The organism is Kitasatospora sp. DSM 101779, assembly GCF_025655475.1.
Taxonomy (GTDB): Bacteria; Actinomycetota; Actinomycetes; order Streptomycetales; family Streptomycetaceae; genus Kitasatospora.
In genome coordinates this window covers 787,141-799,596 of sequence record NZ_JAHTIK010000001.1, presented here as the reverse complement: position 1 = coordinate 799,596, position 12,456 = coordinate 787,141, and the positions used below count along the sequence as shown (strand labels likewise).

General features: G+C 73.3%; 10 protein-coding genes. 3 read left to right on the top strand and 7 right to left on the bottom strand.

Annotation, left to right across the window (positions count from 1 at the left end):
- Positions 1–165: 165 nt before the first annotated feature.
- From KSNIM_RS03770 to KSNIM_RS03755, 4 genes are read right to left on the bottom strand one after another with little or no spacing between them, the layout of a single operon-like run.
- Positions 166–2,553, bottom strand: a complete 2,388-nt coding sequence (locus KSNIM_RS03770; RefSeq protein ID WP_263101776.1) for a bifunctional salicylyl-CoA 5-hydroxylase/oxidoreductase — start codon at positions 2,551–2,553, stop codon at positions 166–168.
- Positions 2,554–2,566: 13 nt separating this feature from the next.
- Positions 2,567–4,225 carry an AMP-binding protein gene (locus tag KSNIM_RS03765; protein ID WP_263101775.1) on the bottom strand — a complete coding sequence of 553 codons (1,659 nt, stop codon included), beginning with the start codon at positions 4,223–4,225 and terminating at the stop codon, positions 2,567–2,569.
- Positions 4,226–4,257: 32 nt separating this feature from the next.
- Positions 4,258–5,172: an acyl-CoA thioesterase gene (locus tag KSNIM_RS03760; RefSeq protein ID WP_263101774.1), complete on the bottom strand. Its 915-nt coding sequence runs from the start codon at positions 5,170–5,172 to the stop codon at positions 4,258–4,260.
- Positions 5,169–5,651 (bottom strand): cupin domain-containing protein, encoded by a 483-nt coding sequence (locus KSNIM_RS03755; protein WP_263101773.1) that lies wholly within the window; start codon positions 5,649–5,651, stop codon positions 5,169–5,171. The genes KSNIM_RS03760 and KSNIM_RS03755 overlap by 4 nt, the downstream gene beginning before the upstream one ends.
- Positions 5,652–5,876: 225 nt before the next feature.
- Here KSNIM_RS03755 and KSNIM_RS03750 point away from each other — a divergent pair, with 225 nt between their 5' ends.
- The 3 genes from KSNIM_RS03750 to KSNIM_RS03740 all read left to right on the top strand — a co-directional run bounded on the left by KSNIM_RS03750 (position 5,877) and on the right by KSNIM_RS03740 (position 8,391).
- Complete coding sequence (locus KSNIM_RS03750) at positions 5,877–6,299, top strand: RidA family protein (protein WP_263101772.1); 423 nt, start codon at positions 5,877–5,879, stop codon at positions 6,297–6,299.
- Positions 6,300–6,524: 225 nt separating this feature from the next.
- Positions 6,525–7,409 carry a fumarylacetoacetate hydrolase family protein gene (locus KSNIM_RS03745; RefSeq protein ID WP_263101771.1) on the top strand — a complete coding sequence of 295 codons (885 nt, stop codon included), beginning with the start codon at positions 6,525–6,527 and terminating at the stop codon, positions 7,407–7,409.
- 133 nt (positions 7,410–7,542) lie between these two features.
- Complete coding sequence (locus tag KSNIM_RS03740; RefSeq protein ID WP_263101770.1) at positions 7,543–8,391, top strand: PaaX family transcriptional regulator C-terminal domain-containing protein; 849 nt, start codon at positions 7,543–7,545, stop codon at positions 8,389–8,391.
- Between the two features lie 292 nt (positions 8,392–8,683).
- Here KSNIM_RS03740 and KSNIM_RS03735 read toward each other — a convergent pair whose 3' ends face one another.
- The 3 genes from KSNIM_RS03735 to KSNIM_RS03725 form a co-directional block, all read right to left on the bottom strand.
- Positions 8,684–10,381, bottom strand: coding sequence for a glycoside hydrolase family 64 protein (locus KSNIM_RS03735; protein WP_263101769.1), 1,698 nt, complete (start codon positions 10,379–10,381; stop codon positions 8,684–8,686).
- Between the two features lie 312 nt (positions 10,382–10,693).
- Positions 10,694–11,413, bottom strand: coding sequence for a hypothetical protein (locus tag KSNIM_RS03730; RefSeq protein WP_263101768.1), 720 nt, complete (start codon positions 11,411–11,413; stop codon positions 10,694–10,696).
- Positions 11,410–12,456 (bottom strand): NAD(P)/FAD-dependent oxidoreductase (locus tag KSNIM_RS03725; RefSeq protein ID WP_263101767.1); only part of this gene is annotated, 1,047 nt, incomplete at its 5' end. The genes KSNIM_RS03725 and KSNIM_RS03730, both read right to left, overlap by 4 nt.

Below are 12,456 nucleotides of genomic sequence, written 5' to 3'. Positions count from 1 at the left end.
CGCCCGCCCGACCCGCACCGCGGCCCGGTCGTGCACCACCAGCAGCGCGCACAGCAGACCGACCGTGATGCCCAGCACACTGCCCAGCACCCGGTCGGCGACCGGTTCGTCCGCCGGAGCGGGGGAGGCAAGGGCGGCGCCGCCGCGCGCGAGGGCGCTGTCGCCTCAGGGCACCCGGGCCGGCTCCAGGGGCGGGGTCCAGCGCAGGTGCACGGCGCGGTCGGGGCCGTCCGCCCGGAGCAGTGACAGCCGCGGCCGGACGGCGTCCGTCCGCGCCGAGGGCGGCTTGCGGCTGCCGGCCCGGAAGGGCAGCGGCCAGTCCGCGGCGGGCCCGCGGTAGTCCTGCTCGGCGGCCGCGTGCAGCGTCCAGTGCGGGTCGTAGAGGTGGGTCCGGCCGATCGCGCAGAGGTCGGCGCGCCCGGCCAGCAGGATGGAGTTCACGTCGTCGTAGGAGGCGATGGCGCCGACCGCGATGACGGCGGCGCCGGCGGCGGCCGCCACCTCGTGCCGGATCCGGTCGGCGAACGGGGTCTGGTAGGAGCGGCCGTAGGCGGGGCGCTCGTCCTTGGTGACCTGGCCGGAGGAGACGTCCACGGCGGCCGCGCCGTGCGCGACGAAGGCGCGGGCGATCTCCACGGCGTCGTGCTCGGTGTTCCCGTCGGGTGCCCAGTCGGTGGCCGAGATGCGCACGATCACCGGCCGCTCGGCCGGCCAGGCGGCGCGGACGGCGTCGAAGACCTCCAGCGGGTAGCGCAGCCGGTTCTCCAGCGGCCCGCCGTACTCGTCGGTGCGGCGGTTCGCCAGCGGCGACAGGAAGGACGAGAGCAGGTAGCCGTGCGCGCAGTGCAGTTCGAGCAGGTCGAAGCCGGCCTCGGCGCCGCGCCGGGCGGCCGCGACGAAGTCGGCGGTGATCCGGTCGAGGTCCGCTCGGGTCACCTCGCGGGGGACGGCCGAGCCGGGGCCGTACGGCACCGCCGACGGGCCGACGACCGGCCAGTTGCCCTTCTCCAGGGGGTCGTCCATGCCCTCCCACATCAGCCGGGTCGAGCCCTTGCGCCCGGCGTGGCCGAGCTGCAGGCCGATCCGGGCGGAGCTCTGCCCGTGCACGTAGGAGACGATCCGGCGCCAGGCGTCCCGCTGCCCGTCCGTCCACAGGCCGGTGCAGCCGGGGGTGATCCGGGCGTCCTCCGAGACGCAGACCATCTCGGTCATGACGAGGCCGGCGCCGCCCATCGCCCGGGATCCGAGGTGGACGAGGTGGAAGTCGCCGGGGACGCCGTCGACCGCGGAGTACATGTCCATCGGGGAGACCACGACGCGGTTCTTCAACTCCAGCTGCCCGATCCGGAACGGCTGGAACATCGCCGGAACGGCCTCGGCCCCGGCGGCGCCCTGCGACCCGGCGAAGGCGGCCGTGACCCGGTCGGCGAAGTCGCCGTCGCGCTCGCGCAGGTTGTCGTAGGTGATCCGGCGGGAGCGGGTCAGCAGGTTGAAGCAGAACTGGGTCGGCTCCTGGTGGACGTACATGCCGATGTTCTCGAACCACTCCAGCGAGGCCTGGGCGGCGCGCTGGGTGGACTCGACGACCGGCCGCCGCTCGGCCTCGTAGGCCGTCAACGCTTCGTCGAGGCCGGGGTGTTCGTGCAGGCAGGCGGCGAGGGCGAGGGCGTCCTCCATGGCCAGCTTCGTTCCGGAGCCGATGGAGAAGTGCGCGGTGTGCGCGGCGTCCCCGAGCAGGACCAGACCGCCGTGGTGCCACCGCTCGTTGCGCACGGTGGTGAAGTTGAGCCACTTGGAGTTGTTGGCGAACAGCCGGTGGCCGTCCAGCTCGGCGGCGAACAGCTCGCGGATCCGCTCGACGGCCTTCTCGTCCGAGGTGCCCGGCGGGAACTCCTCGCCCTCGGTGGCGTCGAAGCCGGCCCGGCGCCAGACGTCCTCGTGCATCTCCACGATGAAGGTCGACCCGGCGTCGGAGTACGGGTAGCCGTGGACCTGCACGGTGCCCCACTCCGTCTGCTTGACGAAGAACTGGAACGCCTCGAAGACCAGGTCCGTGCCGAGCCACATGTACTTGTTGCGCCGGGTGTCCAGGGTGGGCCGGAACACCTCCGGACACGCCTGCCGCACCCGCGAGTTGGCGCCGTCCGCGGCGACCGTGAGGTCGTACGAGGCGAGCAGCTCGGCGGTGTCGGGGGCCGGCGTGCCGAAGTGCAGTTCGACGCCCAGGCCGCGGCAGCGGTCCTGGAGCAGGCGCAGCAGGTCGCGGCGGCCCATGGCGGCGAAGCCCTGGCCGCCGACGGTGTGGCTCAGCCCGTCCAGGTGGATGTCGATGTCCGTCCAGCGCGCGAAGCGGTCGGCCATCGCGGCGGCGAACTCGGGGTCGGCGTTCTCGATGCCGCCGAGCGTCTCGTCGGAGAACACCACGCCGAACCCGAAGGTGTCGTCCGGCGCGTTGCGCTCCCAGACGGTCACCCGGTGGGCCGGGTCGAGCTGCTTCATCAGGGCGGCGAAGTACAGGCCGCCGGGCCCGCCGCCGACGATCGCGATCCTCACGCGGTGGTTCCTCTCAGTGCTCGGCGGCAGGCGCCGCGGCCTGCTCGTCGTCGACGATCCTGCGCAGCACGAAGCGCTGCAGCTTGCCGCTGGTGTTGCGTGGCAGGGCCTCGCAGAACCGCACCTCACGGGGGTACTTGTAGGGGGCCAGGATCCGCTTGACGTGGTCCTGGATCTCCTTGGCCTTCGCGGCGTCGCCGCTGACGCCCTCGCGCAGCACGACGAAGGCGCAGACGATGGAGCCGCGCTCCTTGTCCGGCTTGGCCACGACGCCGGACTCCACCACGTCCGGGTGGGTGTCGACGGCCGCCTCGACCTCGGGGCCGCCGATGTTGTACCCCGACGAGACGATCATCGCGTCGCTGCGGGCCCGGTAGTAGAAGTAGCCGTCCGCGTCCCGGTGGAACAGGTCACCGGTGACGTTCCAGCCGTCCACCACGTAGTCGTACTGCCGGGGGTCGTCGAGGTAGCGGCAGCCGACCGGGCCGATCACGGCCAGTCGTCCGACCTCGCCGGGCCCGAGCTCGCGGCCGTCGACGTCGAGGACGGCGGCCCGGCAGCCCGGCACCGGTCTGCCGGTGGCGCCGGGCCGGATGTCGTCGCCGGCGGCCGAGATGAAGATGTGCAGCAGTTCGGTGGCGCCGATGCCGTCGACGACCCGCAGGCCCAGCCGGTCGTGCAGTGCCTCCCAGGTGGTGCGCGGCAGGTGCTCGCCGGCGGAGACCGCCGCCCGCAGCCCGGCGAGCCGGTGCTCCTGCCCTTCCCGCAGGATCGCCCGGTAGGCGGTCGGGGCGGTCGCCAGCACGGTGACGCCCTGCTTCTCCACGTGCTCGGCGAGTTGCAGGGGCGTCGCCGACTCGGTCAGCAGCGCGCAGGCGCCGGCCCGCAGCGGGAAGACGACCAGCATGCCCAGGCCGAAGGTGAAGGCCAGCGGCGCCGAGCAGGCCACGGTGTCGCCCGGGCCGAGGCCGAGCAGCGGCCGGCCGAAGGTGTTGTCGATGGAGAGCACGTCGCGGTGGAAGTGCATGGTGATCTTCGGGACGCCGGTGCTGCCGGAGGTCGGGCCGAGCAGGGCGACGTCGTCCGCGGCGGTCGGCACGTTGGTGAACTCGCCGGACTTCGCCGCCGCCCGCACCACCAGGTCCTCCGGGCCGGTGCCGCCGTGCGCCACCACCGTCAGCGCGGGCAGCACGGCCGTCCGCACCTCCTCGACGTCCTCGGTGGAGCGGTGGTCGACCAGGGCGACCGCGGGCAGCGTCCGCTGGACGATCGGCGTGAGCTCCCGGGCCCGCAGCGCGGCCATGGTGGTGACGGCCACCCCGCCGGCCTTCAGCACGCCGAGCCAGGCCGCCACCGCCCACGGGGTGTTGGGGGAGCGCAGCAGCACCCGCCCGCCCGGCACGAGGCCGAGGTCCTCGGTCAGCACCTGGGCGACCTGGTTGGCCCGCCGCTGGAGCAGGCCGTACGACCAGGTCTCGCCGTCCGGGGTGCGCAGGGCGGGCAGGTCGGCGCCGTGGGTCAGGATGGGCAGGTCGACGAGCTCGGTCGCGGCGTTCAGCCGGTCCGGGTACTGCAGCTCCGGCGTGGTGAACTCGAGCGTCGGCCACAGCTCCGCCGGGGGCAGGTGGTCGCGGGTGAAGGTGTCCAGATGGGCCGACGGTGAAAGAGTCAACGGAGGAGTCCTTCCAAGGCGTTGACGCGGGGTCAGGCGGTGCGGATCATGCCCTCCTGGGCGACGGTCGCCAGGTGGCGGTGGTCCCGGGTGAAGAAGCGCCCGGTGCCGAGGCCGCGGCCGCCGTCGGCGGCGACCGCCTCCTGGACGTAGAGCAGCCAGTCGTCGACCGGCCCCCGGCGGTGGAACCACATCGCGTGGTCGAGGCTCGCGGTGACCAGCCCGGGCATCGCCCAGGGCAGGCCGAGCACCCGCAGCACCGGCTCCAGGATCGTGTAGTCGCAGACGTACGCGAGCGCCGCCCGGTCCCGCTGGTCGGCGGTCAGCCCCTCGACGGGCCGCAGCCGGTCGAACGGCCGGATCCACACCGCCTGGTGCGGGGTCTGCTTGCCCTCGACGGCGAGGTAGAGCGGGCCCGGCACGTGGCGCATGTCGAAGCTCCGGCCACCCGACCAGTAGGCCTTGGACGCCTGCGTCATGGTGCCGCCGCTGCGTTCCGCCAGGTACTCCGCGGAGTCGGGCAGGGCCTCCGGCGCCGGCACCTCCAGGTCGAGGCCGGGGCCGGCCTCGAAGCTCCCGCCGGGCTCGCCGGCCGCGAAGTTGGCCAGGCAGACGTAGACCGGCCGGCCGTTCTGGTAGGCGCGCACCTGCCGGGTGCTGTAGCCGCGGCCGTCCCGCAGCAGTTCGACCTCGTAGTGCACGGCGGCGCCGATGTCGGCCGGCCGGAGGAAGTAGCTGTGCATGGAGTGCAGCGACTTGCCGTCGGCCACCGAGCGCATCGCCGCGGCCGCGGCCTGGGCGACCAGGTCGCCGCCGTACGCCTTCGGCCACGGGCAGGGCTGGGTGGTGGCGGTGAACGCGAGGTCGAAGTGCTGCGGTTCGGCCGGCGTCAGGGTCACCGCCGCGGTGAAGACCGCGGAGGTGGGCGGGGCGGCGTCGGCGGTCATCGGTCCGCCCAGTCCCGCAGGTCGGCGTCGGCGACGTCCGGCAGGTTGACCACGATGTTCTCCGGTGTCCGGGTGGTCATCCAGACCAGCGGCTTCGTCCGCGACAGGTTGCACTCCACATGCGGCATGAAGGGCGGCACGAACACCCAGTCGCCCTCCTCCATGTCGAGGTAGTCCGCGAACTCCTCGCCGAAGTAGATGCGCGCCCGGCCGGAGAGCACGTAGCCGCCGGTCTCGGCCTCGCCGTGGTGGTGGGAGACCGAGCGGTAGCCGGGCTCGTTGCTGACCTTGCCGAACCACAGCCGCCTGGCCGGGGTGTGCTGGATGCTCACGCCGGAGACGCGTACGGCCCCGCCCGAGTCGGCGGTGCCCGGGTCCTCCTGGCCACGGCGGGTCACCACGGGGGCGACCAGGCCGCTCGGCAGCCGGTACATCGAGTTGTCGCCGTCGAGGCGGTACTTGCTGAGGTCGGGCTCCATTGCGGACGGCTCCGTTCCGTGCGGCGGAGTTCGGCGCGCCGGTGGGGCCTCGTGCCGCGGCCGGCGCCATGGTGGTGTCGAAGGAGTCTGCTGCCGGGCCGGCGCTGTTCCCGCCCGGCGCCCGGGCCGATCGGTCTCTCGTTTTTTTCACGGCCGTCATCTATTGTCAATATGCCCCGCCCGGCGGGGTGGAACCGGCCCGACGCAGCCCCGACCGGAGGTCGCATGACGCCCGTCGCCGTGAACCCGGACGCCCTTCCAGCCCCGAGCGGCTACTCGCATGGCACGCTGGCGGGGAACACCCTCTACCTCGGCGGCCAGACCGCCCTCGACGCCGACATGCGGATCGTCCCCGGCGGCATCGTCGAGCAGTTCCGCCAGGCGTTCGGCAATGTGCTCACCACGCTGCGCGAGGTGGGCGGCGAACCGCAGGACCTGGTCAGCGTGACCCTGTACCTGACCGACATCCCCGACTACCAGGCCCACGGCAAGGAGATCGGCAAGGTCTGGCGCGAGCTGGCCGGCCCCGTCTACCCCGCCATGGCCGGGATCGGCTGCACCGCGCTCTGGCAGCCCGAGGCGATGATCGAGATCCTCGGCGTGGCCGTCGTCCCGGACGACCGCCTGGTGCGCCCCGCCCACCGCTAGAGCGTTGTCCTCAAGACCACTCGCGAGGTCGATCCAGGGGCGCGGGGAACCGCGCAGTCCGGGATCGGTGCTCCCGGCCCATCCGGCTCACCCCTGGTCCGCACCGTGGCCCCCATCCGAATTGCGCGGTTCGCCGTGCCCCCGGTGGTGCGGCCGCAACCTCGGGAACACACCCGGGCATCGACTTTCTCTGACGACCGGCAAGGATCCGTACGAAGGGCAGGCATGAGACTCGCATCGCTCACCGTCGGGGGCGCCCGGCGCGCCGCAGCCGTCGACCGGGCCGGGACGGCGGTGGCGGTGCTGCCCGCCTCGCTCGGCACCGTCGACGACATCGTCCGCGGCGGCCCCGCCGCCCTCGACGCGGCCCGGGCCGCCGCCGACGGCGCCCCCGTCCAGCCGTTCGACACCGTCCGGCTGGAGGCGCCCCTGCAACGCTTCAACCGGGATATCCTCTGCACCGGCTGGAACTACTGGGACCACTTCGAGGAATCCCGCGGTCTGCGCGGCGGCAACGACCCGGACCGGCCGACCCGGCCCACCTTCTTCACCAAGGGCCCGGACACGGTGATCGGCCCGTCCGCCGACATCGCCTACGACCCGGAGCTCTCGACCCAGTGGGACTACGAGGCCGAGATCGCCCTCGTCATCGGCCGCGACGGCCGCTCGATCCCGGAGGACGAGGCACTGCAGCACGTCCTCGGCTACCTGGTCGCCAACGACGTCTCCCAGCGCGATCTGCAGCGGGCGCACGGCGGGCAGTGGCTCAAGGGCAAGAGCATCGACGCCACCATGCCGCTGGGCCCCTGGCTCACCACCGCCGACGAGATCGCCGACCCCGCCGGCCTGCAGGTGCAGTGCGAGGTGAACGGCGTGCTGATGCAGAACGCCTCCAGTGCGCAGATGGCCTTCCCGTTCGCCCGACTGATCGCCGAACTCAGCCGGGGCATGACCCTGCGCGCCGGGGACGTCCTGCTCACCGGCACACCGAGCGGCATCGGCAGCGCCCGCGACCCGCAGGTCTTCCTCGGCCACGGCGACCTCGTCGTCACCCGGGTCGGCGGCCTCGGCGAACTGCGCAACCGGGTGGTGGCGACATCCCTGGTCTGAGCCCGGCCCGCCGGCTGCCCGCACCGGCTCGCGGCCGTGCGGAACGCCGCGATCAAGTGGGCCGCGGAGGCGGTAGGCTGCCCGCCGACGGGCGCCACGGACGGCACCGGCCCGGGGCGAGGAGAGCACGACAGTGACGGCCGGGAGTGTGGAGTCCCCGGCGGCCGGCCGCGACACGCGGCACGGGCCGCTGATCATCACCGCGTTCGGCCTGTACGCCCGCGGCGAGCAGAACTGGCTCTCCGTCGCCTCGGTGGTCCGCCTGATGGGCGACCTCGGGGTCGAGCCGCAGGCCGTCCGCTCGTCGGTCTCCCGACTCAAGCGGCGTGGCGTCCTGGAGAGCGCGCGCCACGACGGTGCGGCCGGCTACTCGCTGGCGGCACCGGTGCTGGAGACGCTCGCGGAGGGCGACGTCCGGATCTTCGAGCGCGTCCGCGCGGTCGCCGAGGACGGCTGGATCGTCGTCGTCTTCTCCGTCCCCGAGTCCGAGCGCCAGAAGCGGCACGAGCTGCGGGCCGCGCTGACCCGACTCGGCTTCGGCACGGCGGCGCCCGGCGTCTGGATCGCACCGGGCAACCTCGCGGCCGAGGCCCGCCGGACCTTCGAACGCCTCGGGCTCGCGGGGTACGTCGACCTGTTCACCGGTGAGCACCTCGCCTTCGGCGACCTGCGCTCCAAGGTCCGCCGCTGGTGGGACCTCGACGAACTCGCCGAGCTGTACGCGGAGTTCCTGCGCCGCTACCGCCCGGTGCTGGAACGGACGGAGACGGCCGGGGTCTCCCCGCAGGAGGCCTTCGGGGTGTACGTGCCGATGCTCACCCAGTGGCGCCGGCTGCCCTACCGGGACCCGGGCCTGCCGCTCTCGCTGCTCCCGCCGGGCTGGAACGGCGTCAGCGCGGGCGAACTCTTCGGCGCGCTCAACACCGCGCTGGGCGCCCGCGCCCGCGAGCACGCCCTCGCGGTGATCCACGGCGCGGAGTGACGCGGGCCCGGGCGGCCCCGGTGCGGCACGGGTGTGCGGTCCCCGGCCTGCCCGCCGGGGACCGCACACCTTGCACTCGGGAGCCATGACGCGTCTTCAAGGGCACGCGGGTGCCTCGCAGGGGCGCGGGGAACCGCGTACTTCGGATTCGGACCACCGTACAGACCCCGGCTCGGCCCATGTCACCGCGTGCTCGCCCCCGGACTGCGCAGTTCTCTCCCCCGTCCTTCGGCCGGGAGGTGCTGCCCCCGTGCGCCCCGGGTCAGCTCGCGTACGTCCTTGAAGACGCGCGCTAGGCGAAGGTGAACCAGTTGAGGTTGACGAAGTCCGCCGGCTGTCCGCTGTCGAAGGTCACGTAGACGTCGTGGGTACCGGTGGTCCGGGCGATGTCGGCCGGGACGGTCCGCCAGGTCTGCCAGCCGCCGGTGTTGGCGACGGCGAAGTTGCCCACGGGCGTGGCGGTGGGGCTGCCGAGCCGGACCTGCACCAGGCCGCTCACCCCGGCGGCCGCACCGGACGCCACCCGCGCGCTGAAGCGGGTCGCCCCGGCCGTACCGAAATTGACGGCGTTGAACTTCAGCCAGTCGCCGTTGCCGAGGTTGCCCACGTCGGAGCCGCCGCCGGTGTCCGAGCAGGCCTCGACCCGGGTGCCCGACTGGGCGCTGAACGCCTCGGCCTGGATGGTGGAGAAGGCACTGGCCCCGCCGCCGCCGGTGGCGGTCGCGGTCGGCGTCGGAGTCGGCGTGCCGCCCCCGCCGCCGGCCGTTCCGCCGACCGTGATGGTCCACCGGTTGGGGCTGCCGGACTGCACCTTGCCCTCGAAGTCCACACCGGACGGGTGCACGTCGTCGTACGGGAAGGCGTAGCCCAGGCCGTCGGGGGTGGTGCTGTGCAGGATCCGGGCGTAGTGGTTGGTCCGCGGCTTGGCGTAGAAGGCCGAAGGGTTCTCGGCGTTCGGCTGGTTCGGATTGTCCAGCAGGGTGGTGCGGTTGAAGGCGGCGGCGAGGCGGGCGCTCAGGTTGCCCATCTCGTCGTTGCCGGTGGTGAAGGGGGCGTCGCTGCAGGAGAAGATCGACAGGGTGGAGGGCCGGGCGAAGCTGCCGACGCCGGGGAAGGTCAGGGTGTCGCCGTTCACCCGGCCGGTGACGGTGCCCCAGGTGAACTGGGTGTCGATCTTGAGGTCGGTGGTGCGGTACTTGGTCCACACCTGGTCGACGTAGCTGTCGAAGTAGCCCTTGAACAGCGCGCTGTTGCCGCGGATCGCCAGGTTGGGGCTGAGCACGCGCAGGTCCGCGCCGTTCTTGGTGACGATCAGCCGGCTCCAGTCGCTGCCGTCCGCCGCCGACTGCGCCCGCAGGGCGCTCGCGACCCGGGCGAGGCCGTCCGCGGGCAGTCCGCGCACCGTCTGGGTGCCCTGTCCGGTCTCCAGCTGGAAGGAGATCGGCAGGCCGACCATGTCGACGAAGGTGATGTTGGCGTACAACTGGTCGTTGTTGAACGTGAATTCGCAGAAGTCGTGGCGGACGTCGATGTTCGGGTCGCTCGGGTTGCTCACCGACGGCAGGGCGAGGCCGCCGCCGCGGTTCATCAGGAAGGTGAGCTTGGAGCCGACGGCGAAGTAGATGCGCCCGCTGTCCAGGCGCGGCAGGGTCACCCGCCGGGGGCCGGCGCCCGAGCCGTTGAGCGCGATCGCGCAGTCGACGCCCAGCGGCGTCTGGTCGTTGGCCGGGGACGGCGGGTGGTAGAGGCTGCTGCCGTCCGCCTGGACGAAGGCCCAGTTGCCGCCCGCCGCAGGGTCGCGGCCGAGGACGTAGGCGTAGACGGTGTTGTTCCCGGTGGTGTTGACCAGGTCCAGCGGCAGGGTGACCGAGGTCGACGCGCCGGCACTGGACTGCAGCCAGGTCACCGCGGCGGGCACGGTGAGGGCCACGCCTGCCGTGGCGGCGAGGAGTTTGCGACGCGATATCGGGCGCTGGTGACGAGGCGTCATGAGAGGGGGTTCCGTTCTCCGCGGGTCGGGTGGGGGAGCGGGGGGTGGCAACTGCCGTACGGTGCGCCGAAGATGGCGGTCCGGAAGGTGAGAGCGCTCTCACGTGCGGGGCGATGCCGCCCGTGGGCCTGAATATTACGGAGCGGCAACCGTCATGGCAATGTCAGGGAATGGCCCTGTCGAGGCTCTGACCTGCGATTTCATCGGAATGCCCGGTCCTTAACCCTCTCTTAAGCCTCAGTTGATGCGCAGAGAGGGCTCTCAGGAATCGCCGCGGGGGCGGGCCGGAGGCTGCTCCGGCCCGCCCCGGGATCAGGCGTTGAGAGTGGTGATGTTCCACCAGCGTTCGTCGCCGAGAGTGAGGGTGATCGGGGTGGGGCGGGCCGGGTCGCGGTGCAGCAGGGCCGGGTAGGTCCGGTCGGGCAGCGGCCGGGTCGTCCATGGAAGGCCGCCGTGGCCGCCGTCGGGCACGCCCGGGACGCTCAGCTCGACGGCGCGGGCCAGGTCGTCCTGCGTGACGCCCTCGGGCACCCGCTGGAGGGTGACGATCTGCTCGTAGTGCGGCCGCTTGACCAGGCGGTGGGCGATGTGGGCCTCGTCGCCCCGGCCGTAGATCAGATAGGTCAGGTGGGCCGGGAAGTCCTCCTCGCTGAAGCGCCGGAAGGTCAGCACCCGCTCGATGCGCGCGGTGAACCCGCCCGAGATCGGCTCCCACACCCGGTCCTCGCCGTTGCCGGTCTGGGTGACCCGGTCGAGGCGGGCCGGGTACTCGCTGACCGTGCCGTCGCCGATCGGGGGCAGCACCATGTCCTCGGTGTTGCGCACCGCGTGCCAGCTCTCCGGGTGGTCGGCGCGGTCCTTCAGATAGATGTCGACGATGTCGGTCGGCAGGCGGTACTCCAGCACCACCTGATAGCGGTGCTCCGCCATGCCGAACATGGCGAGGTGGTAGCCGAAGACGGTGTCCCGGCCGGCCAGGATGAAGGAGTGGACGGACGGGTCTTCGTGCTCGTGCTCGTGACGGGCGGTCATGCGGGTGTCCTTTCGGGGGGTGGAGGTCCGGGCGGTGCGTGCCGGCGCCGCCAGAAGGGCCGGTCGGCCCAGCGGCGTTCCGTCGCGTACACCGCGCGGTGGTTGCGCCGGTAGGCGGCGATCAGCGCGTCGACGTTCCGGCGGTACGCGTCGAGGGCGGCGGTGTCGCCGTCGAGGCGGGCGTGGACGGCCAGGGCCCCGGCCGTGCCGGTGTGCAGGGCGGTGAGGATGCCCTGCGAGGAGACCGGGTCGAAGGCCGCGACGGCGTCGCCGACCGCCGTCCATCCGTCCCCGGTCGGGGTGTCGAGGTGCGAGGAGTGTGCGGGGGCCCGTCCGGGCCGGCCGTCGCCCGGAGGGTGCGCCGCGGCGCGTTCGGCGACGTACCGGGTGGTGTCGAGCAGCCGGTCGAAGGCCGCGCGGTCCCCCGGCGGCGGCGGGGCGAGGTCCGCGTCGGTGAAGTGGGCCACCAGCCGGGCGCCGGTGGGCAGCAGAGCGGTGTACCACCAGCCGTCCGCCGCGGACTCGACCAGGGACGAGGCCTCGCCGGCCCGGCCGCCTGCGGTGGGGGCGGCCGGCAGTTCGAGGCAGGTGGCGACCAGACGGTCCGTGTGCCGCCGGGCGGCCCCGCAGCGGGCGGCGAGCGCCCGGCGCCGGCCGGTGGCGTCCACCAGCCACCGGCAGCGGACGGTGCGGGCGGGGCCGTGACCGCGCAGGGCGACCGTCCAGTCGCCGTCCGGCCGCCGGTGCACCGCCCGGACGGCCGTCCGCGACGCCGTCTCGGCGCCGGCCGAGCGGGCCTCGGTCAGCAGGCCGTGGTCGAAGCGGGCCCGGTCGAGGTGCCAGCCGGGGCCGTTCGGGTCGTCGATGAAGTCGGTGCGGCCGAGGGCGGTCGACCCCCAGGCGGACAGGTTGGCGTAGCAGGTGAGATGGCCGGTGGTGAGCAGGGCGTCGCCGGCGCCGAGGTCGTGCAGCAGCACCCGGGCGACCGAGGGCAGCGCCTCGCCGACCCGCGGCGGACCGCTCCCGGCGTCGGCGAGCAGGAC